We start from the raw sequence: 25,019 nt of genomic DNA, 5'->3' as shown, positions 1-25,019 counted from the left end.
GTAGAGACACAACGCCAGGCCACGCCGACCGGGCCTCTTCGCCAGCTGAGCAAAAAACGAGCAGTTTCAAGGGCTTGTGCACAAATGGCGGGGATCAGGCTGTGGATAACCTTGGGGTGAATCGCTGCAAGCCACGAGGGCTGTGGCTTGCAGTGGGTTGTACGTTATTTGATCAGCGTTTGCGCACGCTCAGCCAGGCGTCCAGGCTGTAGATAACCAGGCCGGCCCATATGAAGGCGAAGGCGGTCAACGTACTGGGCGCCAGATGCTCGCCGAACAGCAGCACGGCTTCCAGTAGTACCAGCGTTGGCGCCACGTACTGCAAAAAGCCCAGTGCGGTGTAGGGCAAATGCCGTGCGGCGGCGTTGAAACATACCAGCGGAACCAGCGTGACAGGCCCCGCGGCCACCAGCCACCAGGCCTCGGAGGTGCTCCAGAAGGCCATTTGTGCACTGTGCGCTGTGGGGTTGAACAACAACCACGCGATGGCAATCGGTACCAGCATCCAGGTTTCCACCACCAGCCCCGGCAGGGCCTTGACCGGCGCCTGCTTACGGATCAAGCCATAGAAGCCAAACGTCAGTGCCAACACCAGCGACACCCACGGCAAGCTACCGACTTGCCACACCTGTTGCGCGACACCGATCGCCGCCAAACCCACGGCCACCCATTGCAAACGACGCAGGCGTTCGCCGAGAAGCAGCATGCCCAGCAGCACATTCACCAGCGGGTTGATGTAGTAACCCAGGCTCGCTTCAAGCATGCGCCCGGTGTTGACCGACCACACGTAGGTCAGCCAATTGGCGGCGATCAGCGCGCCACTGAGGGCGAGGATCGCCAGGCGCTGGGGGTTGTCGCGTAGCTCGCGAAACCAGCCCGGATGTTTCCATACCATCAGCAGCAAACCGCCGAACAGCGCCGACCACAGCACCCGATGCACGATGATCTCGGCGGCGGGCACACTGGCGATGGCTTTGAAATAGAGCGGGAACAGACCCCAGATGACATAGGCACTCAGGCCCAGGATGTACCCCTTGCGAGGGTTGGCGGCATGCATTGCAGAATCCTTGCTTAGGCAGCTAACAAAGGGCGATTGTAAGGATATTTGCCAGGCAGTGGGACCTGCTTTGCTCTATGTGGGAGGGGGCTTGCCCCCGATAGCCGTGTGTCAGCTAAAGACAGGCTGACAGGTAGCCCGTCATCGGGGGCGAGCCCCCTCCCACATAAAGCACAAGCGGTCAGAAGAGTTTCAGCGGTTCTTCGTTGAGCGCCGACAACTGCTCACGCAGCGCCAGCACCTGATCGCCCCAATAACGCTCAGTGCCAAACCACGGGAAGCTGTGGGGGAAAGCCGGGTCGTCCCAACGTCGCGCCAGCCAGGCGCTGTAGTGCATCAGGCGCAGAGCGCGCAAAGGCTCGATCAGCGCCAGTTCGCGAGGGTCGAAGTCGTGGAATTCCTGGTAGCCGTCCATCAACTCCGACAGTTGGCCCAGGCATTCCTGGCGGTCACCGGCCAGCATCATCCACAGGTCCTGCACCGCCGGGCCCATGCGGCAGTCATCCAGGTCGACGATGTGGAACATCTCGTCGCGGCACATCATGTTGCCGGGGTGGCAGTCGCCGTGCATGCGGATGTTCTTGTGCGGGGTGGCCTTGTACACCTCCTCCACGCGCTTGAGCAGGTCGCGCGCCACGGACTCGTAGGCCGGCAACAGGCTCTTGGGAATGAAGTTGCCTTCGAGCAGGGTGGTCAGGGAATCGTGGCCGAAATTCTTCACGCCCAGCGCTTCGCGGTGTTCGAACGGGCGGGTGGAGCCCACGGCGTGCAAACGGCCAAGCAATTGCCCGAGGCGATAGAGCTGGTCGAGGTTGCCCGGCTCCGGCGCCCGGCCGCCACGGCGTGGAAACAGGGTGAAGCGGAAACCCTGGTGTTCGAACAGGCTTTCGCCGTTGTGGATCAGCGGTGCGACCACCGGCACTTCGCATTCAGCCAGTTCGAAGGTGAAGCGGTGTTCTTCCAGGATTGCCTCGTTGGTCCAGCGTTGCGGCCGGTAGAACTTGGCGATCAGGGGTTCGGAATCTTCGATGCCCACCTGGTACACGCGGTTTTCATAGCTGTTGAGCGCCAATATGCGGGCGTCGCTGAGAAAGCCGATGCTTTCGACGGCGTCGAGCACCAGGTCAGGGGTAAGTGTTTCAAACGGGTGGGCCATGCGAACTCCTGCGCGCAGCAGGGCGCCGCGTCCGGCTGGGTATGGTAACGCACCGGGCTTGAGATAGGGGGCGGTTGTGCCATTGCCATCGGGGGCAAGCCCCCTCCCACAGGTGACCGCGTTTATCCTCCAGGAATGCGGCCAATGTGGGAGGGGCTTGCCCCCGATGGCGCTAGATCAGGCGCCGACGATCCCGCCGTCATCGCGCCGAATCGCCATCACCGACGAACGCGGCTTGCCATTGGGCAGATGCTCCGGCCAGGTCGAACCGCCGGTTTCACCCGGATGCTGAATGCCCACAAACAAGGTTTTCTGATCCGGCGAAAAGCTGATCCCGGTCACTTCACACGCCACCGGCCCGACCATGAACCGGCGAATTTCGCCCGTGGATGGGTCGGCGCAAAGCATCTGGTTATTGCCCATCCCGGCGAAATCACCGGCATTGCTGTAATCGCCGTCGGTGAGAATCCACAGGCGGCCGGCCTTGTCGAAGCCCAAGCCATCCGGGCTGTTGAACATATTCTGCGGGTTGATGTTGGACGAGCCGCCCTTCGGCGAACCTGCGTGTACACCGGGGTTGCCGGCAACGACGAACAGGTCCCAGGTAAAATCCGTGGCACCGTGATTATCGGCGTCGGCTTTCCAGCGCAGGATCTGGCCATACACATTCTTCTCACGCGGGTTGGGCCCGCCCACCGGCTGGCCGTCCTCGCCACGCTTGGCGTTGTTGGTGAGGGTGCAGTAGACCTGGCCGTCGGTGGGGCTGACCACGATCCATTCCGGGCGGTCCATGCGCGTGGCTTTCACCACGCTGGCGGCCAGGCGGGCATGAATCAGCACCTCGGCCTGGCTGGCAAAGCCGCTGCTGGCATCGATGCCGTTTTTGCCATGGGTGAGCTCAACCCACTGGCCTTTGCCCTTGGGATGATCGGCATTGCCATCGCCCGCGTCGAAGATCGCTACGTACAAGGTGCCGTGGTCGAGCAAATCCTTGTTGGCCTTCGGGTTGTTGTGGTTGATCGGATCGCGGCTGATGAACTTGTAGATGAACTCGCCGCGCTCGTCATCGCCCATGTACACCACGGCGCGGCCGTCGCGGGTTTCTGCCAGGGCGGCGTTTTCATGCTTGAAGCGGCCCAGGGCGGTGCGCTTGACCGGGATGGATTGCGGGTCGAACGGGTCGATTTCCACTACCCAGCCGTGGCGGTTGAGTTCGTTGGGGTTCTTGGCCATGTCGAAGCGCGGGTCGTGGCTGTGCCAGTGAATGTCCTTGCTGGCGGCGGCCACACCATAGCGTTTTTGCCCGGCATCGAAGGTTTGCTGTGGGTTGCTGCTGCCAAAGCAGTCGGTGAAGTTCTCTTCACAGGTGAGGTAAGTGCCCCACGGGGTCTTGCCATTGGCGCAGTTCTGGAAGGTGCCCAGGGCTTTCTTGCCGGTTTTGTCGGCGCTGGTTTTCAGCCAGTCGTGGCCGGCGGCCGGGCCGCTCAGGCGGATCGGCGTGTTGCCGTGGATGCGCCGGTTGTAGCGTGAGTCCTGGACGAACTGCCAGGTATCACCCTTGCGCTGTATTTCGATAACCGAAACGCCCTCGCTGGCCAGCGCCTTGCGCACGTCTTCGGCCGATTGCGGCGCGCCGCCGTGGGCGTAGAGGTAGCGGTAGTTGGTGTATTCGTTGTTGATCGCCATCAGGGCGCGGCGCTCGTCGCCTGGGAACGGAAACAGGCTCATGCCGTCGTTGTTGTCGCCGAACTGCTGCTCCTGGGCCGCGGCCGTGCCGTTTCCGGAAGGGTCGAAGGCCGGCGCGCGCTTGCTCAGGGGCTGGCCCCAACTGATCAGCACCGAGGCGCTGTAGCCGGGCGGCAGGGTAATGGTGTCGGTGGTGGCGGCGGCGATGCTGGCAAACCCCAGCAAGGGGCTGGCGGAGGCGGCGTTCACGGCCAGCGCGCTGCGGCTGAGCAGGTTGCCGCCCAGGAACATCGCGGCGCCGCACAGGGCACCGGCGCCGATAAAGCGGCGACGGGTGAGGCCGACCATCTGTTCGAGGTCGGTGGCTTGGTGTTCTTCTAATAGGCTCATTTCAGGCTCCCTACGGTTTTTGCAAACACCATAAGGAGCGGGCGTGACGAAATTGTTGCAGTTTGATGGCGCCTGCCGGCTACACCGGGGTGCCGAGCAATACATTGGCCGGGGCGAATTGCACCTGGATCGGCTGGCCTGGCGCGGCGTTGAGTGCGGCAAGCGCGGCGGGCGGCGCCAGGGCACATAGCACCTGACCGTTGGGCAGGCCAATACGCACCTCGCTGGGGCCGTCTTCAGCGTCGAGAATCGTCTCGATCACACCGCTCATGCAATTGTGTCCAAGTGTTGCGGCTTGCCCGATGGCCACTAGCTCCAACCACCCGGCCTTGATCAGCGCAACCACTTCCACACCGGCCTCCAGTTCCAACCTTTGCGTGCTGTCGTGAGTGATTTGTGCATCCAGGTGCAGGCCCCCAGCCAATTCCAGGCGAACCCGGTCGTTACGCCCATGGCGCTCAATCGCGCTGACCTGGCCGTGCAGTTGGTTGCGCGCACTGGTGCGCAGCATCAGGCGGCCCAGCAGGTTGAAGTCGCTGGCCGCCTCTTGGGTGGCGAGTACTTCGGCCTGCAGCACCTGCAGGCGTTGATAGAGGCGCAGCACGCGCTCGCCTTCAGCGGTCAGCCTGGCACCGCCACCGCCTTTGCCACCGACGCTGCGCTCCACCAGCGGTTTTTGCGCCAGGTTGTTCAGTTCATCGATGGCGTCCCAGGCAGCCTTGTAGCTCAACCCGGCACTTTTCGCGGCGCGGGTGATGGAACCCTGCTCAGCGATATGCCCCAGCAGGGCAATGCGCTGGGGGCGGCGGATGATGTGCTGGCTGAGCGGCGAGGGCAGGGGCATGGGAACACGCTTGGCTGGAATGAACCGACGTTGCCGCCCGGCGGCGCGGGAGTCAAGTCAGGTGCCGGGTTTTGGCGTGCGGGCCAGGCAATACACATCGACCCGGCGTGCACCGGCCTTGATCAATAACCGCGCCAGGCTGTGGGCGGTGGCGCCGGTGGTCAGCACGTCGTCGACCAGCGCCAGGTGACGGCCCTGCACTCGGGCATCGGGTGCCAGGGCGAAGGCATCGCGCAGGTTGCGCTTGCGTGTCTTGGCGTCGAGGTCCTGTTGCGCGATGGTTTCATGGGGGCGTAACAACAGGTGTTCATCGTAGGGGATATCCAGGTCGGCACTGAGCCAGCGCGCCAGCATCGCGGCCTGGTTATAGCCACGTTGGCGCAGGCGTTTGGGTGGCATCGGTACTGGCAGCAGGCAATCGGGGCGGCTGAGGTCGGTATTCTCAAAACGATGTTGCAGGAATCGCCCGAGTAAGCGTCCCAGCAGGTGCCCCAATGGCCAGCGGGCCTGATGCTTGAACCGACTGATCAGGCTGTCGACCGGGAAGCTGTAGGTCCAAGGCGCAATCACCTGTTGATAAGCGGGCGGTTGTTTCTGGCATTGGCCGCAGACCAGCCCGTCCATCGGTAAAGGCAGCGCGCAGAGTTCACACTGCTCCGTCAGCCATGGCAGCTCGGTTTCGCAGGCGTTGCACACGCAATCGACGCTTAGCGCGCGTTCATCGCAGATCAAACAGGTTTGTACGCTTTTTAACCAGATGTAAACCTTGTGTTTGTGGCTTGGTTGACAGTGCATGAATCTTCCTTAAATATGCCGAGCATCCGTGTCGTGCCTGTGGGTATTGCCCTTCCCGCAGCGTTAGCCAAAGCATAATCAAGGAATCACCCATGAGCGCCAGCACCTCTGCCACCCTGCGTCACGATTGGTCTTTGGCTGAAGTCAAAGCCCTGTTCGTGCAACCGTTCAATGACCTGTTGTTCCAGGCGCAGACCGTGCACCGCGCGCATTTCGACGCCAATCGCGTGCAGGTATCCACCCTGCTATCGATCAAGACCGGGGCCTGCCCGGAAGATTGCAAATATTGTCCGCAGTCCGGTCACTACAACACCGGCCTGGAAAAAGAAAAACTGATGGAAGTGCAGAAGGTCCTCGAAGAGGCCGCCCGCGCCAAGGCCATCGGCTCGACGCGTTTCTGCATGGGCGCCGCGTGGAAACATCCCTCGGCCAAAGACATGCCCTACGTGCTGGAGATGGTCAAAGGCGTGAAGGCCATGGGCCTGGAAACCTGTATGACCCTTGGCCGTCTCGATCAGGACCAAACCGCCGCGCTGGCCCAGGCGGGCCTTGATTACTACAACCACAACCTCGACACCTCGCCGGAGTTCTACGGGTCGATCATCACCACCCGCACCTACAGCGAGCGCCTGCAAACCCTGGCTTACGTGCGTGAGTCGGGGATGAAGATCTGCTCGGGCGGCATCCTTGGCATGGGCGAGTCTCTCGACGACCGCGCCAACCTGCTGATCCAGCTGGCCAACCTGCCGGAGCATCCGGAGTCGGTGCCGATCAACATGCTGGTCAAGGTGGCCGGCACGCCGCTGGAAAACGCCGAGGACATCGACCCATTCGACTTCATCCGCATGCTGGCGGTGGCGCGCATCCTGATGCCGCAGTCCCATGTGCGCCTGTCGGCTGGCCGTGAGGCGATGAACGAGCAAATGCAGGCCCTGGCGTTTTTTGCCGGTGCCAACTCGATCTTCTACGGCGACAAGCTGCTGACCACCGCCAACCCGCAAGCGGACAAGGACATGCAACTGTTCTCGCGGCTCGGGATTCTGCCGGAGGCGCGTGAAGAGCATGCCGACGAGGTGCATCAGGCAGCGATTGAGCAGGCTCTGGTGGAGCAGAAGAGCAGCGAGCAGTTCTACAACGCCGCCTCGGTTTGACTGAAACAAAATCCCAATGTGGGAGGGGGCTTGCCCCCGATGGCGCAGTGTCAGCCAACTTATGCACCGGCTGACACACCCCCATCGGGGGCAAGCCCCCTCCCACAGTTTTGACCGAGTGGAACCTGCATGTCTTTCGATCTCGCCGCGCGCCTCGCTGCCCGCCGTGCCGAACATCTGTACCGTCATCGTCCCTTGCTCCAGAGCCCACAAGGCCCGGACGTGGTGGTGGACGGCAAGCCGCTGCTCGCCTTTTGCAATAACGACTACCTGGGCCTGGCCAACCATCCGCAAGTGATTGAGGCCTGGCGCGAAGGTGCGTCGCGCTGGGGCGTGGGCGGTGGTGCGTCGCACTTGGTGGTGGGCCACGCCACGCCGCACCATGAGCTGGAAGAAGCGCTGGCCGACCTGACCGGGCGCCCGCGTGCCTTGCTGTTTACCACCGGCTACACGGCCAACCTCGGCGCGGTCACGGCGTTGGTGGGGCAGGGCGATACAGTGCTGGAAGACCGTCTCAACCATGCTTCTTTGCTGGATGCGGGTTTGTTGTCCGGCGCACGTTTCAACCGTTACCTGCATAACGACGCCGCCAGTCTGGCCAAGCGCCTGGAGAAAGCCACCGGTAATACGCTGGTGGTCACCGATGGCGTATTCAGCATGGATGGCGACCTGGCCGATCTGCCGGCGCTGGCCCGTGAAGCCAAGGCCAAGGGCGCCTGGTTGATGGTGGACGATGCCCATGGTTTCGGCCCGCTGGGGGCCAACGGCGGCGGAATCGTCGAGCATTTCGGCTTGGGCCAGGACGACGTGCCGGTACTGGTCGGCACCCTCGGTAAAGCGTTCGGCACTGCGGGGGCCTTTGTGGCGGGCAGTGAAGAATTGGTCGAAAGCCTGATCCAATTCGCCCGGCCGTACATCTACACCACCAGCCAGCCGCCGGCATTGGCCTGCGCCACCTTGAAAAGCCTGGAGCTGCTGCGCACCGAGCATTGGCGACGCGAGCACCTCAACGCTTTGATCCGCCAGTTTCGCCAAGGCGCCGAGCAGATCGGCCTGGCGCTGATGGACAGTTTCACGCCGATCCAGCCGATCCTGATTGGCGACAGCGCACGTGCCCTGCGCCTGTCGCAGATGCTGCGCGAGCGCGGGCTGATGGTGACCGCGATCCGCCCCCCCACCGTGCCCGCCGGCGGCGCCCGTTTGCGCGTGACGTTGACGGCGGCCCACAGCGCGACGCAGGTGCAGCTATTGTTAAACGCATTGGAAGCGTGTTTCCGGATGTTAAACGCTACGGAGCCCGAGCATGCGTGATCGACTGGTATTGCTGCCCGGCTGGGGCCTGGGGGTATCACCGCTGGAACCGCTGGCCGCAGCGTTGCACGGTTTGAATGAACACTTGCGCGTGCAAGTCGAACCACTGCCGGTGCTGGATTCCAGCGAACTGGCTGAATGGATCGACGAACTGGATGCCACGCTGCCGGACAATGTCTGGCTCGGCGGCTGGTCCCTGGGCGGCATGCTCGCTTCAGAGCTGGCGGCACGCCGCGGTGAGCGTTGCTGCGGCCTGCTCACCCTGGCGAGCAACCCGTGTTTTGTCGCCCATGAGAGTTGGCCGCACGCAATGCCGGCTGAAACATTCGACGCGTTCCTGGCTGGCTGCCACGCCGACTCCCAGGTCACCCTCAAGCGCTTTGGCCTTTTGTGTGCCAAGGGCGCCGCCGACCCGCGCGGGCTCTCGCGTCTGTTGCTGGGTGGAGCGCCGAACACCTCGTCCAGCGTGCTGATGCCTGGCCTTGAGTTGCTCGCCCAATTGGACACCCGCGCTGCCTTGCATGCGTTTCGCGGGCCACAGTTGCACCTGTTTGCCGGGCAGGACGGGCTGGTGCCGGCCGAAGCCGCCAGTGACCTGCTGGCGCTGCTGCCCGATGTGGAAATCGGCCTGATTGAACAGGCCGGTCACGCTTTTCTTCTGGAGGACCCCCACGGTGTAGCGGGGGCCATCCAGGCTTTTTTACATGAGTGCGTTGATGACTGATCTCTCCCATCCCCCCTTGCCTGGTGCCTTGCCCGACAAGCGTCAGGTAGCGGCCTCGTTTTCCCGGGCGGCGGCCAGTTACGACAGCGTGGCCGAGCTGCAGCGGGCGGTCGGGCATGCACTGCTGGCTCGTTTACCGGCGGGCCTTGCGCCGCAACGCTGGCTTGACCTGGGCTGTGGCACGGGTTATTTCAGCCGTGCATTGAGCGAGCAGCTGCCTGCCAGCCAAGGCACGGCATTGGATATCGCCGAGGGTATGCTCAAGCATGCGCGGCCTGCAGGCGGGGCGCAGCATTTTGTCGCTGGCGATGCAGAACGCTTGCCGCTGAAGGCTGACAGCTTCGAGCTGATCTTCTCCAGCCTGGCGGTGCAGTGGTGTGCGAACTTCGACGCAGTCCTCAGTGAAGCGTTTCGCGTGCTGCAGCCGGGCGGCGTGCTGGCGGTTGCCAGCCTGTGCGTGGGCACCCTGGATGAGTTGCGCAGCAGTTGGCGAGCGGTGGATGGGCTGGTTCACGTCAACCGTTTCCGCACCTTCGAGGCGTATCAACAGCTGTGCGCAGCCAGTGGTTTTCGCGTGACCAGCCTGGAGCGACGTGCCCATGTGCTGCATTACCCGGATGTGCGCAGCCTGACCCACGAGTTGAAAGCCTTGGGCGCGCATAACCTCAACCCCGGTCGTCCGGGAGGGTTGACCGGCCGCGCGCGGATTGCGGCGCTGGTGCAGGCTTACGAGCAGTTCCGCCAGGCCCAGGGCCTGCCTGCGACCTACCAAGTGGTGTACGCCCTACTGGAGAAACCGCTATGAGCGCGGCTTATTTCATCACCGGCACCGACACCGATGTGGGCAAGACCACCGTCGCCGCCGGCCTGTTGCATGCCGCGCGCCAAGCCGGCAAAAGCACCGCGGCGGGAAAACCAGTGGCCTCGGGCTGTCAGATAACCCCCAAGGGCTTGCGCAATGCCGACGCCTTGGCGCTGCTCGCCGAATGTTCGTTGCCGTTGACGTACGCCGAGGTCAACCCAGTGGCGTTCGAGCCGGCGATTGCGCCGCACCTGGCCGCCCGCGAGGCGGGTGTTGCGCTGACGGTGCAATCGCTGCTCAAGCCGATGCAACGGATTCTGGCGCATAACGCGGACTTCACCTTGATCGAAGGCGCCGGTGGGTGGCGCGTGCCACTGGCCGACCAGGCCAACCTGTCGGACCTGGCCATTGCGCTCAAGCTACCAGTGATTCTGGTGGTGGGGGTGCGCCTGGGGTGTATCAGTCATGCACTGCTCACGGCCGAAGCGATCGCACGCGATGGTTTACCGCTGGCCGGCTGGGTGGCCAATATCATCGACCCCAAGACCTCCCGTCTGGAAGAAAACCTCGCGACCTTGGCCGAGCGTCTGCCGGCGCCGTGCCTGGGGCGTGTGCCGAAACTCAAGCATGCCGGGGCAGCCGCTGTGGCCGCGTACCTGGAAATGGACCTGCTTGACTGATTTTGGCTATCGCTAAGGCAATATGCCATTAGTGTTTTTGACGGGCCTTTTGCCAGGATGTCTGCTTCAATCCACCTTCACGATTCTCTAAAGGCAGGCTTACGCCATGGAAATCTCTGGAAGCAGCGCGTTTTATTCGGGCCTGAGCACCATTCAGGCCGGGCAGAACCGTGTCGATCAGGCCGCCGGCAACATTGCCAGCGCCGCGACCAACCAGCCATCGGCCGCGCAAAGCGACCGCCTGCAAGCCAACGATCGCGCCCAGGCGTCCAACTCGGCGAGCAATATGGTCGAAATGGCCCAGGGCAAGTTTCAAGTGGAGCTGGGCGCGAAAGTCGCCAAGGCTTCGGACGAAATGCTCGGTACGTTGATCGATACCTACGCCTGACTCTCTCGCTGCATGCCATTTAAAAATGTGGGAGGGAGCTTGTCCCCGATAGCGGTCTATCAGTCAGCTTATTCATAGCTGACCTACCGCCATCGGGGGCAAGCTCCCTCCCACATTTGTTCCGTGCCCTCCCGCCGAACTCCTACACTTCTTGATCTGTGGCATCACGTCACAGGCTTTGCCGTGCGCGTCATTGAGCCGTATCAAGACAAACGGCATCTGACCGACGCTTGACAACCCCAGGTCGTAAACGTATGTTTCAAACACCTGTTTGACCGCCACCCACGTATCCATGCGGTTGTTCATCCCAGATACATCAGCAGAGGTTTATCGCTATGCCTGACTACAAGGCCCCCTTGCGTGATATTCGCTTCGTTCGTGACGAACTGCTCGGCTATGAAGCGCACTATCAGAGCCTGCCGGCTTGCCAGGACGCTACGCCGGACATGGTCGACGCCATTCTCGAAGAAGGCGCCAAGTTCTGTGAGCAAGTGCTGGCGCCGCTGAACCGCGTGGGTGACATCGAAGGGTGTACCTGGAGCGAGTCAGGTGTTAAGACTCCTGCTGGTTTCAAGGAAGCCTACAAACAGTTCGTCGAAGGCGGCTGGCCAAGCCTGGCCCACGACGTTGAGCACGGCGGCCAAGGCCTGCCGGAGTCCCTGGGCCTTGCCGTAAGTGAAATGGTTGGCGAAGCCAACTGGTCGTGGGGCATGTACCCTGGCCTGTCCCACGGTGCGATGAACACCATCTCCGAGCACGGTACGCCCGAGCAGCAAGAGGCCTACCTGACCAAACTGGTCTCCGGCGAGTGGACCGGCACCATGTGCCTGACCGAGCCGCACTGCGGTACCGACCTGGGCATGTTGCGCACCAAGGCCGAACCTCAGGCCGACGGTTCCTACAAAGTCTCCGGCACCAAAATCTTCATCTCGGCCGGTGAACACGACATGGCCGACAACATCGTCCACATCGTACTGGCTCGCCTGCCCGACGCACCGGCTGGCACCAAAGGCATCTCTCTGTTCATCGTGCCCAAGTTCCTGCCGAACGCCGATGGCTCGATCGGTCAGCGCAACGCGGTAACCTGTGGCTCCCTGGAACACAAGATGGGCATCCACGGCAACGCTACCTGCGTGATGAACTTCGACGCGGCCACCGGTTACCTGATCGGCCCGGCGAACAAAGGCCTGAACTGCATGTTCACCTTTATGAACACCGCTCGCCTGGGGACCGCGCTGCAAGGCCTGGCCCACGCCGAGATCGGTTTCCAGGGTGGCCTGAAGTACGCTCGCGACCGCCTGCAAATGCGCTCCCTGACTGGCCCGAAAGCGCCGGACAAAGCCGCTGACCCGATCATCGTGCACCCTGACGTGCGCCGCATGCTACTGACCATGAAAGCCTTCGCCGAAGGCAACCGTGCGATGGTGTACTTCACCGCCAAGCAAGTGGATATCGTCAAGTACGGCACCGACGACGAAGCCAAGAAACAGGCCGATGGCCTGCTGGCGTTCATGACGCCGATCGCTAAGGCGTTCATGACCGAAGTCGGTTTTGAATCGGCCAACCACGGTGTGCAGATCTACGGCGGCCACGGTTTCATCGCCGAGTGGGGCATGGAGCAGAACGTTCGCGACAGCCGCATTTCGATGCTGTACGAAGGCACCACCGGTATCCAGGCACTGGACCTGCTGGGCCGTAAAGTGCTGATGACTCAAGGCGAAGCGCTCAAGGGCTTCACCAAGATCGTGCACAAGTTCTGCCAGGCCAACGAAGGCAATGACGCGGTCAAAGAGTTCGTTACACCGCTGGCGGCGCTGAACAAAGAGTGGGGCGAGTTGACCATGAAGGTCGGCATGGCCGCGATGAAAGACCGTGAAGAAGTCGGTGCCGCCTCGGTGGATTACCTGATGTACTCCGGTTACGCGTGCCTGGCTTACTTCTGGGCCGACATGGCGCGCCTGGCCGCCGAAAAACTGGCTGCCGGTACCTCCGAAGAGGCGTTCTACACCGCCAAGCTGCAGACCGCGCGCTTCTACTTCCAGCGCATCCTGCCGCGTACCCGCACCCACGTGGCAACCATGCTGTCGGGCGCCAGCAACCTGATGGACATGAAAGAAGAGGACTTCGGCCTGGCTTACTAAGCCTTACCGGAATCATCTGAAACCGCCACCCTTCTAGGGTGGCGGTTTTTTTTTGCCGGCTAGGCATGAGATTGGCAATGCGGTCCATGTGGGAGGGGGCTTGCCCCCGATTGCGGTGCATCAGTCAACCTCTCTGTAGCTGACTCACCACTATCGGGAGCAAGCCCCCCCACATTCAGCCTGTGTCGATTATTAAAATGCACTCTGGCGCTAAGGGATTGATGGGCGGTGCCGTTACAGTGGTGGCAAAGTGATACAGGTCGGACGGGTTGTGGTTAACTGGTCGCGAAGAGGCACTATGCCACCATCTTTTTTGCGGGTCGGAGCTTACCCTTGTCACGCGTGTCCGCTGTACGGTTCAGTCACTTTCTGCCCTCATTGCTGCTGTTGCTGGCCGGGCTCTCGGCTGCCTATCTCAAGGACCTCAACGTCTTCTTCACCTCGCTGTTCAACGTGCTGCCGACCCTGGTGCTGTTGCTCGGCGGTGCTTACTGCGCGGTGTATCGGCGCCAGCGTGAGCTGTTCCTGATGATCACGGTGTATGTCGCGTATTTCCTGCTGGACACCCAGACCGACTTCTATCGCGACAATGGCCGCGTCCGTGAAGACGCCGCCGTGGTGTTCCACCTGGTCTGCCTGCTGCTGCCCTTGCTGTTCAGCGTGTATGCGCTGTGGCAGGAAAAGACCCACTTGTTCCGTGACTTCGTCGCGCGCTGCGCGGTGCTGCTGGCCATCGGCAGCGTGGCGCTGGCGCTGGAGCAAAGTTATCCCCAGGGCGTGCTGGACTGGCTGGCCGAGATCCGCTGGCCGGCGCTGCATGGCGCCTGGATGAGCCTGATCCAACTGTCATACCCGATGTTTCTGATCGGCTTCCTTACCCTGGCCGCCCAGTACTGGTACCAGCCGCGCCCGCTGCATGCCGCGCAATTGGTGGGGCTGCTGGGGATGTTCTGGATGTTGCCGCAGACCTTCATCCTGCCGTTCACCCTCAACATCATGTGCAGCCAGGTGATGCTGATGATCGCTGCCGGTGTGGCGCACGAGGCTTACCAAATGGCCTTTCGCGATGAGTTGACCGGCTTGCCGGGGCGTCGCGCCCTTAACGAACGCATGCAGCGGTTGGGGCGCAATTATGTGTTGGCGATGGGCGACGTGGACCACTTCAAGCGTTTCAACGACACCCACGGCCATGACGTGGGCGACCAGGTGCTGCGCCTGGTGGCGAGCAAACTGTCCAAGGTCAACGGCGGCGGGCGCGCCTACCGTTACGGCGGTGAAGAGTTTGCCGTGGTGTTCGCCGGCAAGACCCTGGATGAGTGCATGCCGCACCTGGAGGAGATCCGTGAAATCATCGCCAACTATGCGATCAAATTGCGCAACCCGGACCGCCCCAATGACGACCATCAAGGCCGCCAGCGTCGAGCCGGTAGCGGGGCGTCCAGTGTGTCGGTGACCGTCAGCATCGGCGTGGCCGAGCGCCAGGCCGAGCAACGTAGCCCCGAAGAGGTGCTCAAGTCCGCCGACCAGGCGCTGTATGCCGCCAAGGGCGCGGGGCGCAACTGCGTGATCGCCGCCGGGCAGAACCGTCGCGGTGCCGTGCGCATGCAAAGTGCTGCCGGTTGAGTAATGGTGCCGTATTCAGCAGCGCTACAGTGATTGTCCAGGGCGTGGGCCGGCAGTAGGTTGAGACCATCTGCTGCCGGAGACATCGCCATGCCTGAATACAAAGCTCCCCTGCGCGACATGCGCTTTCTGATCGACAACGTGTTCGATTTCCATGGTCACTACTCGGCCCTGGGTGCGACGGACGCCAGCCCCGACATGGTCAGTGCGATTCTCGAAGAGGGCGCCAAGTTCTGCGAAAACGTGCTCGCGCCGCTCAACCGCAGTGGCGATGAAGAGGGTTGTCATTTCGATAACGGGGTAGTGACTACGCCCAAGGGCTTCAAGGAGGCCTTTGCCCAGTACGTGGAAGGCGGCTGGCACGGCGTGGCGGCGGACCCGACCTACGGCGGCCAGGGCTTGCCGCAGTCCCTGGGGCTGGTGCTGAGCGAGATGATCGGTTCGAGCAATACGTCCTGGGGCATGTACCCTGGCCTGACCCACGGTGCGATGTCGGCGATCCACGCCCACGGCACCGACGAACAGAAAGCCACTTACCTGCACAAGCTCACCGCCGGCGAATGGACCGGCACCATGTGCCTGACCGAAGCCCACTGCGGCACCGACCTGGGGTTGATCAAGACTCGCGCCGTCCCTCAAGCCGATGGCAGTTATGCGGTCACCGGCAGCAAGATCTTCATCTCGGCCGGCGAGCACGACATGAGCGCCAACATCATCCACCTGGTGCTGGCCAAACTGCCGGATGCGCCGGCGGGCACCAAAGGCATCTCCCTGTTTATCGTGCCCAAGTTTCACGCCGACTCCGGTGCGCGTAACGCAGTGCATTGCGGCTCCATCGAACACAAGATGGGCATCAAGGCCTCCGCCACCTGCGTGCTGAACTTCGACGGCGCCAGGGGATTTTTGATTGGTGAGGCGAACAAAGGCCTCAACTGCATGTTCACCATGATGAACCATGCGCGCCTGGGCACCGGGATGCAGGGTTTGTGCAATGGCGAGGCCAGCTTCCAGGGCGCGGTCAAGTACGCCAACGACCGCCTGCAGATGCGCTCGCTGACCGGCGCCAAGGCTCCGGAGAAAGCCGCCGACCCGATCATCGTGCACGCCGATGTACGCCGCATGCTGCTGACCATGAAAGCCTTCAACGAAGGCAATCGCGCGCTGACCTATTTCACCGCCCAGTTGCTCGACACGGCGCACCTGAGCGCCGATGCCGGCCAGCGCCAGGAGGCTGAAGACCTGCTGGCCTTCCTCACGCCAATCTGTAAAGCCTTTATGACCGAAACCGGGCTGGAGGTGACCAACCACGGTATGCAGGTGTTCGGTGGCCATGGCTATATTCGCGAGTGGGGCATGGAGCAGTTGGCCCGTGACGCGCGGATTGCGCCGATTTATGAAGGCACCAATGGTATCCAGGCCCTCGACCTGCTGGGGCGCAAGGTACTGGGCAGCCAGGGCAAGCTGCTGCGCGGCTTTACCAAAATTGTGCATAAGTTTTGCACCGCCAATGCCGAACACGCACAACTCAAGGGCCCTGTAGAGCAGCTCAACCAGCTGAACCAGCAATGGGGTGAGCTGACGCTGAAGGTCGGCACGGCGGCGATGAAAAATCCCGACGAAGTGGGTGCCGCAGCCATGGATTACCTGATGTACAGCGGTTACATCATCCTCGCCTACCTGTGGCTGCGCATGGCGGTTGCGGCCCAAGGGCATGACGACCCAGGGTTTGCCCAGGCCAAACTGGCCACGTGCGACTTCTACTTCAAACGCCTGTTGCCGCGCACCGCGACGCACCGGGCGGCGGTGGAGGCGGGCAGCGAATGCCTGATGAGCTTGCCGGCGCAGGCGTTTGCGTTGTAGGTGGAACAGGTCTTTCGTGACTTATAAATACTTAATGGTCACGAACGGACCCTATGTGTCTGAAAAGTTGTTCGGGTACACTCGGAGCCTGTAAAACCGATCCTATCGAATCACTTTTCACGTTCTCACGAGGTTTGCCATGGCTGATTACAAAGCGCCGTTGCGTGATATGCGCTTCGTCCTCAACGAAGTTTTTGAAGTCGCCACGACGTGGGCTCAATTGCCTGCCCTGGCAGACACGGTTGACGCCGAAACCGTTGAAGCGATCCTCGAAGAGGCCGGCAAGGTCACGGCCAAATCCATCGCGCCATTAAGCCGTGGCGGTGATGAGCAGGGCTGCCGCTGGGCGGACAATGCTGTCAGCACGCCGGATGGTTTCCCACAGGCCTATGCGACCTACGCCGAAGGCGGCTGGGTGGGTGTCGGCGGCGACCCGGTGTACGGCGGCATGGGTATGCCCAAGGCGGTGTCGGCGCAGGTCGAAGAGATGATCAACTCGTCCAGCCTGGCGTTCGGCCTTTACCCGATGTTGACCTCGGGCGCTTGCGTGTCGATCAACACCCACGCCAGTGAGGAACTCAAGGCCGCCTATTTGCCGAAGATGTATTCCGGCGAATGGGCCGGTTCCATGTGCCTGACCGAAGCCCATGCGGGCACCGACCTGGGCATGATTCGCACCAAGGCCGAGCCGCAGGCAGACGGTTCTTATAAAGTCAGCGGTACCAAGATTTTCATCACCGGCGGCGAACACGACCTGACCGAAAACATCATCCACCTGGTGCTGGCCAAACTGCCGGATGCACCGGCGGGTCCCAAAGGCATCTCGCTGTTCCTGGTGCCGAAGTTCATGGTCAACGCCGACGGTAGCCTCGGCGCACGCAACCCGGTGACCTGCGGCTCGATCGAACACAAAATGGGCATCCAGGCCTCCGCGACGTGCGTGATGAACTTCGACGCAGCCGTGGGTTACCTGGTGGGTGAACCTAACCGTGGCCTGGCTGCGATGTTCACCATGATGAACTATGAGCGCCTGGGCGTCGGCATCCAGGGGCTGGCGTCCGGTGAGCGTTCCTATCAGAACGCGATTGAATACGCCCGCGACCGCCTGCAAAGCCGCTCCCCGTTGGGCGCTCAAGCCAAGGACAAAGCAGCCGACCCGATCATCGTGCATCCGGACGTGCGGCGCATGCTGCTGACCATGAAGGCGGCGAACGAAGGTGGCCGAGCGTTCTCCACCTACGTGGCGACGCAGTTGGACATCGCCAAGTTCAGCGAAGATGCTGCTGCCCGCGAGCGCGCCGACAACCTGGTGGCGCTGCTCACGCCGGTCGCCAAGGCATTCCTCACCGACCTGGGCCTGGAAACCACCGTGCTCGGCCAGCAAGTGTTTGGTGGTCACGGCTACATCCGCGAGTGGGGCCAGGAGCAACTGGTGCGTGACGTGCGCATCACCCAGATCTACGAAGGCACCAATGGCATCCAGGCGCTGGATTTGATGGGACGCAAAATTGTCGGCAGCGGCGGCGCGTTCTATACCTTGTTCGCCGATGAGATCCGCCAGTTCATCGCCAGTGCAGACGCGCAATTGGGCGAGTTCACCCGTCCGCTCGCCGCGGCGGTGGATAACCTGGATGAGTTGACCGCCTGGGTGCTGGACCGTGCCAAGACCAACCCGAATGAAATCGGCGCGGCCTCGGTGGAATACCTGCATGCGTTTGGTTACATGGCGTACGCCTATATGTGGGCGCGCATGGCCAAGGCCGCCTTGGGCAAAGAGGCTGAAGAGGATTTCTATGCCAGCAAGCTGGGCACCGCGCGCTTCTACTTTGCACGCTTGTTGCCGCGTATTCACTCGTTGAGCGCGTCGGTAAAAGCCGGTAGTGAATCGCTGTTCCTGATGGATGAAGCGCTGTTTTAAAGGCGTGGAGCGCGTGTAAGCATTCTCTTACACGACGTGCTGCTAATCGTCCTCTATCGCCACATTGGATCCACGGATAATCTACTTCACATGGACGTCGCGCAGGAAGCGCAAAGCAACAACACGGACACGTAGGATTCTGCCAGGACGGCGGAGTGAAATGGATGTCAGGGAAACAGTCTGCAAAGCCCCGCTTCGGCGGGGTTTTCTTTTGCCCGCGAAAAAGTCAGGCGCCTGCCTGCGGGGCATTCATTACGTCTTCGAGCAACGTGCGCAGCAACGCCACCGTCGCTTGCTGACGCTGTACGTCACGGCATACCAGACCAACTTTCAACGGCACCCTGGGCTCGCTCAAGGGCTTCCACAGCAGCGACTGGCTGTTGTGTTCATCCTGGGAGCGCCCCGGCAACACAGTGGCCAACTGGGTGTGGGGCAGGCTGTCAAGAATCCCCACCATGGTATTGAGCTCCGCCTGCACCTGCGGCCGCCGCCCCAGGTTGGCCAATTGGCCCTGCCAGATCTGGCGCACCTGAAACTCCTCGCCCAGTAGCAACATCGGCAACTCGGCTGCCTGTTTCAGCGAGACCTTCTTGAATTCCCGCAACGGATGTTGCTCAGGGATGACCACCTTCAACTCATCTTCATACAACAGCACGCCATGCAAACCCGGCTGGCGCGGTGGCAGGTAGCTGATACCGATGTCCAGTGAGCCGTTGAGCAGCCGCCGCTCGATTTCCAACCCGGTCAATTCGTAGATCTGCACCACCAGGTGGGGCTGGGCCTTGCGCACCCGTTCCAGCATCTGCGGCACCAAGCTGGTGTGTACGGTTTGCAGCACACCGATGGCCAGGGTGCGCATCGCCTGGCCCTTGAAATTGCGCAACGCCTCCACGGCTTGCTGCATGCCGTCGATCAAGGGCAAGGCATGGTTGTATAACGTGTGTGCGGCCAAGGTGGGCAGCAGGCGCTTGCTGCTGCGTTCGAACAGGCTTACGTCCAGGTTCTGCTCCAGTTGGCGAACCTGCTGCGACAAGGCCGGCTGCGAGATTGACAGACGCTCCGCGGCACGGCCGACGTGGCCTTCTTCATACACCGCGACGAAATAACGCAGTTGCTTGAAATCCATAAGATTTGCTTATCGAAAAAGCTGGAAAATCGAAATGGCCGTTGGCCCCCCAGAGGCCTAGTCTAGCGCCTATTCTCAGGGCTTACAGGGCCGGATTGGGCAATGAATAACGTTTTGGGTAATGGCGTTTACATAGGCAAGGCAAAAAACCTCAGCACAGTTCCAGCACCTGGCACCGGCCAAGGTCCGGTTGCTTTCGGGGGTGAATTGTGAACCTGTTCCGGCGTCATGCGCCGAGCCTTGATGACCTTGTGCTTGATGCCCCGCGTCATGATTTTTCCAGCGAAAGCCTGATGCCCACTGTTGCACGCCCCGCTGAGGTTTTTGTGCAGGGCCAAGGCGCCTGGCTTTCGGACAGTGACGACCGTGCCTACCTGGATTTCAGCCAGGGCGGCGGCGCCAATAGCCTCGGCCACAGCCCACAAGCCGTGCGCGACGCCATTGCCGAACAGCTGCAAAGCGTGATCAACCCTGGGATGGGCTTGCACAATCGCGCTCAGCTCAACCTGGTTGACCGCCTGTGCCATCACACCGGCAGCGACCAGGCCTACCTGCTTAACAGCGGCGCGGAGGCCTGTGAAGCAGCCATCAGGTTGGCACGCAAATGGGGCCAGCTGCATCGCGGCGGCGCTCATCACATCATCACGGTGAGCAATGGCTGCCATGGCCGTAGCCTTGCAACGTTGTCGGCTTCGGCAGTTGCCTGCGAAAACCGTTTCGAACCGCAATTGCCAGGCTTCAGTCATGTGCCATTCAACGACCTGCCGGCGCTGCACGCCGCCGTCGATGCGCACACCGTGGCGATCATGCTGGAGCCGATCCAGAGCGCTGCGGGTGTGATCCCCGCGACCGCACACTATCTCAAAGGCGTGGAACGCCTGTGTCGTGAGCTGGGGATCCTGCTGATCCTTGACGAAGTGCAAACCGGGATTGGCCGGTGCGGCAGCTTGCTCGCCGAACAGCAATACGGCGTACGCGCCGACATCGTTACCCTCGGCAAAGGCCTGGGCGGTGGCGTGCCCTTGGCGGCGTTGCTGGCGCGCGGCACAGCCTGTTGTTTCGAAGCGGGCGAGCTGGACGGTACGCATCATGGCAATGCGCTGATGGCGTCGGCGGGCAGTGCGGTGCTCGATGCCGTGCTGGCAACTGGCTTTCTAGAACAGGTACGAGAATCCGGCCTGTACCTGGCAGAAGGTCTCGCCCGCCTGGCTTATCGTTACGAACACGGGCAATTGCGCGGCAACGGTCTGATATGGGGCCTGACCCTATCGGACGATTCCGCGAGTGCCGTGGTAAAGGCCGCGCTGCACGAAGGCTTGATCCTCACCGCTGCGCAGCCTGATTGCCTGCGCTTCACCCCCGCCCTGAACGTCAGCAAAAACCACATTGACGAAATGCTCCTGCGCCTCGCCCGCGCCTTCTCTCGGGTACGCACCGCCCAACTGCAATGCCGCAAGGGCATCGCGGTCTGATCCGAATTTTCTGAACCGTCTCGCGGAATACGCGGCGCCTCCAGCCTGATTCTTTTGGCTGGGGGCGTTTTTTTGCGTGGGTAATTTTTGGACTGAAAAGGTTGCTTGTGCGTCATTGGAAACGATGGCTTTTTAGCTGGCCTCGGCAAGGACTGTCGGGGGCTCAGTGCGCCTCTTCCATCGCTCGATGGTGCTGGCTAAAGGTGGGCACTACTGGGTAATGCCTGTCAGTTAGGCCTTTTGTAGGAGCGAGCTTGCTCGCGAAGAACTCAGGGGCTCCGCGCTTATCCAGGATGAGCCCGTTGCCTGGACGTTTTTCGCGAGCAAGCTCGCTCCTACAGTGATGGCGCTTAAGTTATTGAGCATCGTGCAGAAACATGGCCTGCAGATTCTGGCCTGAGATGGCCCAATGCCAGAAACCACTGAACCCTAGCGAAGCGCCAATGTCGATTAGCTACACGGCTCACACGAGCCGATTTTCTGGAGCTGACCCATGGACATCATTCGTATCATCATCGCCATTCTGCTACCGCCACTGGGTGTGTTCCTGCAAGTAGGATTCGGCGGCGCGTTCTGGCTGAATATTCTGCTGACCCTGTGCGGTTACTTCCCCGGCATCATTCACGCGGTGTACATCATCGCCAAGCGCTGAGGGCGTCAGCCTTTGGCGATGAGGCGTGAATTGCGCTCATTGCGAAACGCTAGTTGCTCAATGGTCTGGGTGGCATGTTCGGCTTCTTCCCGCGCTTGAAGGATGATGCCGTGCTGCTCGGACTTGCTGCACACCGGGTCGGCGTTGCTGGCATCCCCCGTGAGCATGAACGCCTGGCAACGGCAGCCGCCGAAGTCCTTTTCCTTCTCGTCGCATGAACGGCACGGTTCGGGCATCCAGTCGTAGCCGCGAAAACGGTTGAAACCGAACGAGTCGTACCAGATGTGCTGCATGCTGTGGTCGCGCACATTGGGAAACTGTACCGGCATCTGTCGGGCGCCATGACAGGGCAGGGCGGTACCGTCCGGTGTCACTGTGAGAAAAATGCTGCCCCAGCCATTCATGCAGGCTTTCGGGCGTTCCTCGTAGTAATCCGGTGTCACGAATATCAGCTTGCACGGATGGCCTTCGGCTTCGAGCTTGGCGCGATATTCGTTGGTGATGCGTTCGGCGCGCACCAGTTGTTCCTTGGTCGGCAACAGCCCCACACGATTGAGCTGCGCCCAGCCATAGAACTGGCAGGTGGCAAGCTCGACAAAGTCCGCCTCGAGCGCAATGCACAGCTCGATAATGCGGTCGATCTTGTCGATGTTATGCCGATGGGTGACGAAGTTCAGCACCATCGGGTAGCCGTGCGCCTTCACGGCGCGCGCCATCTCCAGCTTTTGCGCGAAAGCTTTCTTCGAGCCGGCCAGCAGGTTGTTCACCTGTTCGTCGCTGGCCTGGAAGCTGATCTGGATATGGTCCAGGCCGGCTTTTTTGAAGTCACTGATCTTCTGTTCGGTCAGGCCAATGCCGGAGGTGATCAGGTTGGTGTAGAAACCCAGCTTGTGTGCCTCGCCGATCAGCTCGGCGAGGTCCTGGCGTACCAGCGGTTCACCACCGGAAAACCCGAGTTGGGCCGCGCCCATCTCGCGGGCTTCGCGAAATACCTTGATCCATTGCTCGGTGCTCAGTTCCTTGCCCTGCTCGGCAAAATCCAGCGGGTTGGAGCAGTACGGGCACTGCAACGGGCAGCGATAGGTCAGCTCGGCCAATAGCCACAGCGGCAGGCCGATAGCAGGTTTTTCAGGCAAGGGTGATCCAGTGCTCAGCACGGGCGACCTCCATGAATTGCTCGATGTCTTCACCGAGTTCCGGCACGCCGGGAAATTGCCGGTCCAGCTCGGCGATGATGGCCGCCACGTCGCGCTCGCCGTCAATCAAGCCACCAATCAGCGCGGCGCTGTCGTTGAGCTTGATCATGCCTTCCGGGTAAAGCAGCACATGGCCTTTCTGCGCGGGCTCGTACTGAAAGCGATAACCCGGGCGCCAGGTCGGTTTTTTGCTGCGATCAAAGCTCATAGGATGATTCCTTTATGCCACACCCGCTGCTCGGTCACGCTGTGATACGGCGGGCGGTTCAGTTCGTAGGCCATGCTCATGGCGTCCAGCATGCTCCACAGGATATCCAGTTTGAACTGCAGGATTTCCAGCATGCGCTCCTGGCCTTCGCGGGTGGTGTAGTGCTGCAGGGTGATCGCCAACCCGTGTTCCACATCGCGCCGGGCCTGGCCCAGGCGTGTGCGGAAGTATTCGTAACCGGCCGGGTCGATCCATGGGTAATGCTGCGGCCAGCTGTCGAGGCGCGACTGGTGGATCTGCGGCGCGAACAGCTCGGTCAGGGAGCTGCTGGCGGCTTCCTGCCAGCTGGCGCGGCGGGCGAAGTTGACGTAGGCGTCTACCGCAAAGCGAACGCCGGGCAGCACCAGTTCCTGGGAGCGCAGCTGGTCCGGGTCGAGGCCCACGGCTTGGCCCAGGCGCAGCCAGGCTTCGATGCCGCCGTCTTCGCCGGGTGCACCGTCGTGGTCGAGCAGGCGCTGGATCCATTCGCGACGAATCTCGCGGTCCGGGCAGTTGGCCAGGATCGCGGCGTCCTTGAGGGGAATGTTCACCTGATAGTAGAAGCGGTTGGCGACCCAGCCCTGGATCTGCTCGCGGGTGGCACGGCCTTCGTACATTGCCACGTGGTACGGATGGTGGATGTGGTAGAAGGCGCCTTTGGCGCGCAACGCGGCTTCGAATTCGGTGGTGGTCAACGGTGTGTCAGTCATTTCGCCTGCTCCTACAATTCGATGCTCATGCCGTCGTAAGCCATTTCGACATTGCGCCGCACCAGTTCCGCTCGCTCGGGGGAGTCTTCATCGAGGATCGGGTTGGTGTTGTTGATGTGGATAAGCACTTTGCGTTGCCTTGGCAACTGTTCGAGCACTTCAAGCATGCCGCCGGGGCCGTTCTGCGCCAGGTGGCCCATTTCGCGGCCGGTACGGGTGCCGACGCCACGGCGCTGCATTTCGTCGTCGTCCCACATCGTGCCATCCACCAGCAGGCAGTCGCTGCCGGCCATGATCTTGAGCAGCGGTGTGTCGACCTTGCCCAGACCGGGGGCATAGAACAGTTTGCCGCCGGTGCGCAGGTCTTCGACGATCAGGCCGATGTTGTCGCCTGGGTGCGGGTCGAAGCGGTGCGGCGAATAAGGTGGGGCGGCGCTGCGCAGTGGCAGCGGGGTGAAACGCAGGTTGGGGCATGCCGGGATGGTGAAGCTGGCGTCCAGCTCGATACGGTTCCAGGCCAGGCCGCCGTTCCAATGGGTGAGCATTGTGAACAGTGGGAAACCGGTGCTCAGGTCTTCATGGACCATGTCGGTGCACCAGACTTGGTGCGGGCAACCCTCGCGCAGGCTCAGCAGGCCCGTGGTGTGGTCGATCTGGCTGTCCATCAGGATGATCGCGCTGATGCCGGTGTCCCGCAGGGCGCGGCCGGGTTGCATCGGCGCAAAGCCTTGCAGTTGTGCGCGGATATCCGGCGAAGCGTTGCACAGCACCCAGTTCACGCCATCGTCGGAAATCGCGATGGACGACTGGGTACGCGCCTGGGCCCGCAGGCTGCCATCACGAAAACCTGCGCAGTTCACGCAGTTGCAGTTCCACTGCGGGAAGCCGCCGCCGGCGGCGGAACCTAGAATCTGGACAAACATGGTCGCTCCATCAGCAAAGCTAAAAACAAAAACGCCCCGGGCGAACCGAGGCGTTGTATTACCCAGCGGATTAGCGGCTGGCGAAGTACATGGTGACTTCGAAACCGATGCGCAGGTCGGTGTAAGCAGGTTTGGACCAGGTCATATTCATACTCCTATCAAGGGAC

Annotated in this window: 23 protein-coding genes; 12 read left to right on the top strand and 11 right to left on the bottom strand. The window is 61.7% G+C overall.

What is annotated here, in order from left to right; all coding sequences use genetic code 11:
* Nucleotides 1-172 precede the first annotated feature (172 nt).
* The 5 genes from rarD to C4J94_RS24955 form a co-directional block, all read right to left on the bottom strand.
* On the bottom strand, nt 173-1,057 hold the full coding sequence (rarD, locus tag C4J94_RS24975) for an EamA family transporter RarD (RefSeq protein ID WP_124388479.1): 885 nt from the start codon (nt 1,055-1,057) through the stop codon (nt 173-175).
* Between the two features lie 181 nt (nt 1,058-1,238).
* Nucleotides 1,239-2,213: a serine/threonine protein kinase gene (locus tag C4J94_RS24970; protein WP_124388478.1), complete on the bottom strand. Its 975-nt coding sequence runs from the start codon at nt 2,211-2,213 to the stop codon at nt 1,239-1,241.
* 177 nt (nt 2,214-2,390) lie between these two features.
* Nucleotides 2,391-4,289, bottom strand: a complete 1,899-nt coding sequence (locus C4J94_RS24965; RefSeq protein ID WP_124388477.1) for a PhoX family phosphatase — start codon at nt 4,287-4,289, stop codon at nt 2,391-2,393.
* Between the two features lie 79 nt (nt 4,290-4,368).
* Nucleotides 4,369-5,133, bottom strand: coding sequence for a TOBE domain-containing protein (locus C4J94_RS24960; RefSeq protein WP_124388476.1), 765 nt, complete (start codon nt 5,131-5,133; stop codon nt 4,369-4,371).
* A 57-nt stretch (nt 5,134-5,190) separates the two neighbouring features.
* Nucleotides 5,191-5,928 carry a ComF family protein gene (locus C4J94_RS24955; RefSeq protein WP_124388475.1) on the bottom strand — a complete coding sequence of 246 codons (738 nt, stop codon included), beginning with the start codon at nt 5,926-5,928 and terminating at the stop codon, nt 5,191-5,193.
* Between the two features lie 92 nt (nt 5,929-6,020).
* Between C4J94_RS24955 and bioB the strand changes: the two genes are divergently transcribed.
* The 10 genes from bioB (at nt 6,021) to C4J94_RS24905 (ending at nt 18,526) form a co-directional block, all read left to right on the top strand.
* Complete coding sequence (gene bioB, locus C4J94_RS24950; protein WP_124388474.1) at nt 6,021-7,079, top strand: biotin synthase BioB; 1,059 nt, start codon at nt 6,021-6,023, stop codon at nt 7,077-7,079.
* A gap of 129 nt (nt 7,080-7,208) precedes the next feature.
* Nucleotides 7,209-8,390: an 8-amino-7-oxononanoate synthase gene (bioF, locus tag C4J94_RS24945; RefSeq protein ID WP_124388473.1), complete on the top strand. Its 1,182-nt coding sequence runs from the start codon at nt 7,209-7,211 to the stop codon at nt 8,388-8,390.
* A complete protein-coding gene (locus tag C4J94_RS24940; protein WP_124388472.1) occupies nt 8,383-9,114 on the top strand; it encodes an alpha/beta fold hydrolase in 732 nt (243 codons plus the stop codon). The genes bioF and C4J94_RS24940 overlap by 8 nt, the downstream gene beginning before the upstream one ends.
* A complete protein-coding gene (bioC, locus tag C4J94_RS24935; RefSeq protein WP_124388471.1) occupies nt 9,107-9,919 on the top strand; it encodes a malonyl-ACP O-methyltransferase BioC in 813 nt (270 codons plus the stop codon). The genes C4J94_RS24940 and bioC overlap by 8 nt, the downstream gene beginning before the upstream one ends.
* Nucleotides 9,916-10,596, top strand: a complete 681-nt coding sequence (bioD, locus tag C4J94_RS24930) for a dethiobiotin synthase (protein ID WP_124388470.1) — start codon at nt 9,916-9,918, stop codon at nt 10,594-10,596. Before bioC ends, bioD begins: the two co-directional genes overlap by 4 nt.
* Nucleotides 10,597-10,702: 106 nt before the next feature.
* Entirely contained in the window at nt 10,703-10,984 is a 282-nt protein-coding gene (locus C4J94_RS24925; protein ID WP_124388469.1) for a pyrroloquinoline quinone biosynthesis protein PqqE, read from the top strand.
* A 335-nt stretch (nt 10,985-11,319) separates the two neighbouring features.
* Nucleotides 11,320-13,125, top strand: a complete 1,806-nt coding sequence (locus C4J94_RS24920; protein WP_124388468.1) for a phenylacyl-CoA dehydrogenase — start codon at nt 11,320-11,322, stop codon at nt 13,123-13,125.
* Nucleotides 13,126-13,458: 333 nt separating this feature from the next.
* Nucleotides 13,459-14,748 (top strand): diguanylate cyclase, encoded by a 1,290-nt coding sequence (locus tag C4J94_RS24915; protein WP_124388467.1) that lies wholly within the window; start codon nt 13,459-13,461, stop codon nt 14,746-14,748.
* Between the two features lie 90 nt (nt 14,749-14,838).
* Nucleotides 14,839-16,608, top strand: coding sequence for an acyl-CoA dehydrogenase C-terminal domain-containing protein (locus C4J94_RS24910; RefSeq protein ID WP_124388466.1), 1,770 nt, complete (start codon nt 14,839-14,841; stop codon nt 16,606-16,608).
* 139 nt (nt 16,609-16,747) lie between these two features.
* Nucleotides 16,748-18,526: an acyl-CoA dehydrogenase C-terminal domain-containing protein gene (locus C4J94_RS24905; protein ID WP_124388465.1), complete on the top strand. Its 1,779-nt coding sequence runs from the start codon at nt 16,748-16,750 to the stop codon at nt 18,524-18,526.
* A 226-nt stretch (nt 18,527-18,752) separates the two neighbouring features.
* Here the strand turns inward: C4J94_RS24905 and C4J94_RS24900 are convergent, their stop codons facing one another.
* On the bottom strand, nt 18,753-19,652 hold the full coding sequence (locus C4J94_RS24900) for a LysR family transcriptional regulator (RefSeq protein WP_124388464.1): 900 nt from the start codon (nt 19,650-19,652) through the stop codon (nt 18,753-18,755).
* Nucleotides 19,653-19,861: 209 nt separating this feature from the next.
* On the opposite strand from C4J94_RS24900, the gene C4J94_RS24895 reads away from it, so the two are divergent.
* A complete protein-coding gene (locus C4J94_RS24895; RefSeq protein WP_124388463.1) occupies nt 19,862-21,124 on the top strand; it encodes an aspartate aminotransferase family protein in 1,263 nt (420 codons plus the stop codon).
* A 493-nt stretch (nt 21,125-21,617) separates the two neighbouring features.
* A complete protein-coding gene (locus tag C4J94_RS24890; RefSeq protein WP_003194776.1) occupies nt 21,618-21,776 on the top strand; it encodes a YqaE/Pmp3 family membrane protein in 159 nt (52 codons plus the stop codon).
* Nucleotides 21,777-21,781: 5 nt separating this feature from the next.
* Here the strand turns inward: C4J94_RS24890 and pqqE are convergent, their stop codons facing one another.
* From pqqE to pqqA, 5 genes are all read right to left on the bottom strand, one after another.
* The gene (gene pqqE / locus C4J94_RS24885; RefSeq protein ID WP_124388462.1) at nt 21,782-22,912 is read right to left on the bottom strand and encodes a pyrroloquinoline quinone biosynthesis protein PqqE; all 1,131 of its coding nucleotides are present in this window, start codon (nt 22,910-22,912) and stop codon (nt 21,782-21,784) included.
* Nucleotides 22,905-23,180 carry a pyrroloquinoline quinone biosynthesis peptide chaperone PqqD gene (gene pqqD / locus C4J94_RS24880; RefSeq protein WP_124388461.1) on the bottom strand — a complete coding sequence of 92 codons (276 nt, stop codon included), beginning with the start codon at nt 23,178-23,180 and terminating at the stop codon, nt 22,905-22,907. The genes pqqE and pqqD overlap by 8 nt, the downstream gene beginning before the upstream one ends.
* On the bottom strand, nt 23,177-23,929 hold the full coding sequence (pqqC, locus tag C4J94_RS24875; RefSeq protein ID WP_124388460.1) for a pyrroloquinoline-quinone synthase PqqC: 753 nt from the start codon (nt 23,927-23,929) through the stop codon (nt 23,177-23,179). Before pqqC ends, pqqD begins: the two co-directional genes overlap by 4 nt.
* Before the next feature lie 11 nt (nt 23,930-23,940).
* Nucleotides 23,941-24,852 carry a pyrroloquinoline quinone biosynthesis protein PqqB gene (gene pqqB / locus C4J94_RS24870; RefSeq protein ID WP_124388459.1) on the bottom strand — a complete coding sequence of 304 codons (912 nt, stop codon included), beginning with the start codon at nt 24,850-24,852 and terminating at the stop codon, nt 23,941-23,943.
* Nucleotides 24,853-24,922: 70 nt separating this feature from the next.
* Entirely contained in the window at nt 24,923-24,997 is a 75-nt protein-coding gene (gene pqqA, locus C4J94_RS24865) for a pyrroloquinoline quinone precursor peptide PqqA (RefSeq protein WP_003194766.1), read from the bottom strand.
* Nucleotides 24,998-25,019: the final 22 nt, after the last annotated feature.

This window comes from Pseudomonas sp. R5-89-07 (assembly GCF_003851685.1).
Lineage (GTDB): Bacteria > Pseudomonadota > Gammaproteobacteria > Pseudomonadales > Pseudomonadaceae > Aquipseudomonas.
This window is presented reverse-complemented; position numbering and strand designations above follow the sequence as displayed.

Bases quoted from the DNA above. Each gene is read 5' to 3' on its own strand.
- C4J94_RS24965 (WP_124388477.1), bottom strand. From the start codon at position 4,289: ATGAGCCTATTAGAAGAACACCAAGCCACCGACCTCGAACAGATGGTC.
- C4J94_RS24920 (WP_124388468.1), top strand. From the start codon at position 11,320: ATGCCTGACTACAAGGCCCCCTTGCGTGATATTCGCTTCGTTCGTGAC.
- C4J94_RS24940 (WP_124388472.1), top strand. From the start codon at position 8,383: ATGCGTGATCGACTGGTATTGCTGCCCGGCTGGGGCCTGGGGGTATCA.
- C4J94_RS24970 (WP_124388478.1), bottom strand. From the start codon at position 2,213: ATGGCCCACCCGTTTGAAACACTTACCCCTGACCTGGTGCTCGACGCC.
- bioD (WP_124388470.1), top strand. From the start codon at position 9,916: ATGAGCGCGGCTTATTTCATCACCGGCACCGACACCGATGTGGGCAAG.
- pqqD (WP_124388461.1), bottom strand. From the start codon at position 23,180: ATGAGCTTTGATCGCAGCAAAAAACCGACCTGGCGCCCGGGTTATCGC.
- C4J94_RS24900 (WP_124388464.1), bottom strand. From the start codon at position 19,652: ATGGATTTCAAGCAACTGCGTTATTTCGTCGCGGTGTATGAAGAAGGC.
- C4J94_RS24905 (WP_124388465.1), top strand. From the start codon at position 16,748: ATGGCTGATTACAAAGCGCCGTTGCGTGATATGCGCTTCGTCCTCAAC.
- pqqB (WP_124388459.1), bottom strand. From the start codon at position 24,852: ATGTTTGTCCAGATTCTAGGTTCCGCCGCCGGCGGCGGCTTCCCGCAG.
- bioC (WP_124388471.1), top strand. From the start codon at position 9,107: ATGACTGATCTCTCCCATCCCCCCTTGCCTGGTGCCTTGCCCGACAAG.
- C4J94_RS24910 (WP_124388466.1), top strand. From the start codon at position 14,839: ATGCCTGAATACAAAGCTCCCCTGCGCGACATGCGCTTTCTGATCGAC.
- pqqC (WP_124388460.1), bottom strand. From the start codon at position 23,929: ATGACTGACACACCGTTGACCACCACCGAATTCGAAGCCGCGTTGCGC.
- bioB (WP_124388474.1), top strand. From the start codon at position 6,021: ATGAGCGCCAGCACCTCTGCCACCCTGCGTCACGATTGGTCTTTGGCT.
- C4J94_RS24955 (WP_124388475.1), bottom strand. From the start codon at position 5,928: ATGCACTGTCAACCAAGCCACAAACACAAGGTTTACATCTGGTTAAAA.
- bioF (WP_124388473.1), top strand. From the start codon at position 7,209: ATGTCTTTCGATCTCGCCGCGCGCCTCGCTGCCCGCCGTGCCGAACAT.
- C4J94_RS24960 (WP_124388476.1), bottom strand. From the start codon at position 5,133: ATGCCCCTGCCCTCGCCGCTCAGCCAGCACATCATCCGCCGCCCCCAG.
- rarD (WP_124388479.1), bottom strand. From the start codon at position 1,057: ATGCATGCCGCCAACCCTCGCAAGGGGTACATCCTGGGCCTGAGTGCC.
- C4J94_RS24890 (WP_003194776.1), top strand. From the start codon at position 21,618: ATGGACATCATTCGTATCATCATCGCCATTCTGCTACCGCCACTGGGT.
- C4J94_RS24925 (WP_124388469.1), top strand. From the start codon at position 10,703: ATGGAAATCTCTGGAAGCAGCGCGTTTTATTCGGGCCTGAGCACCATT.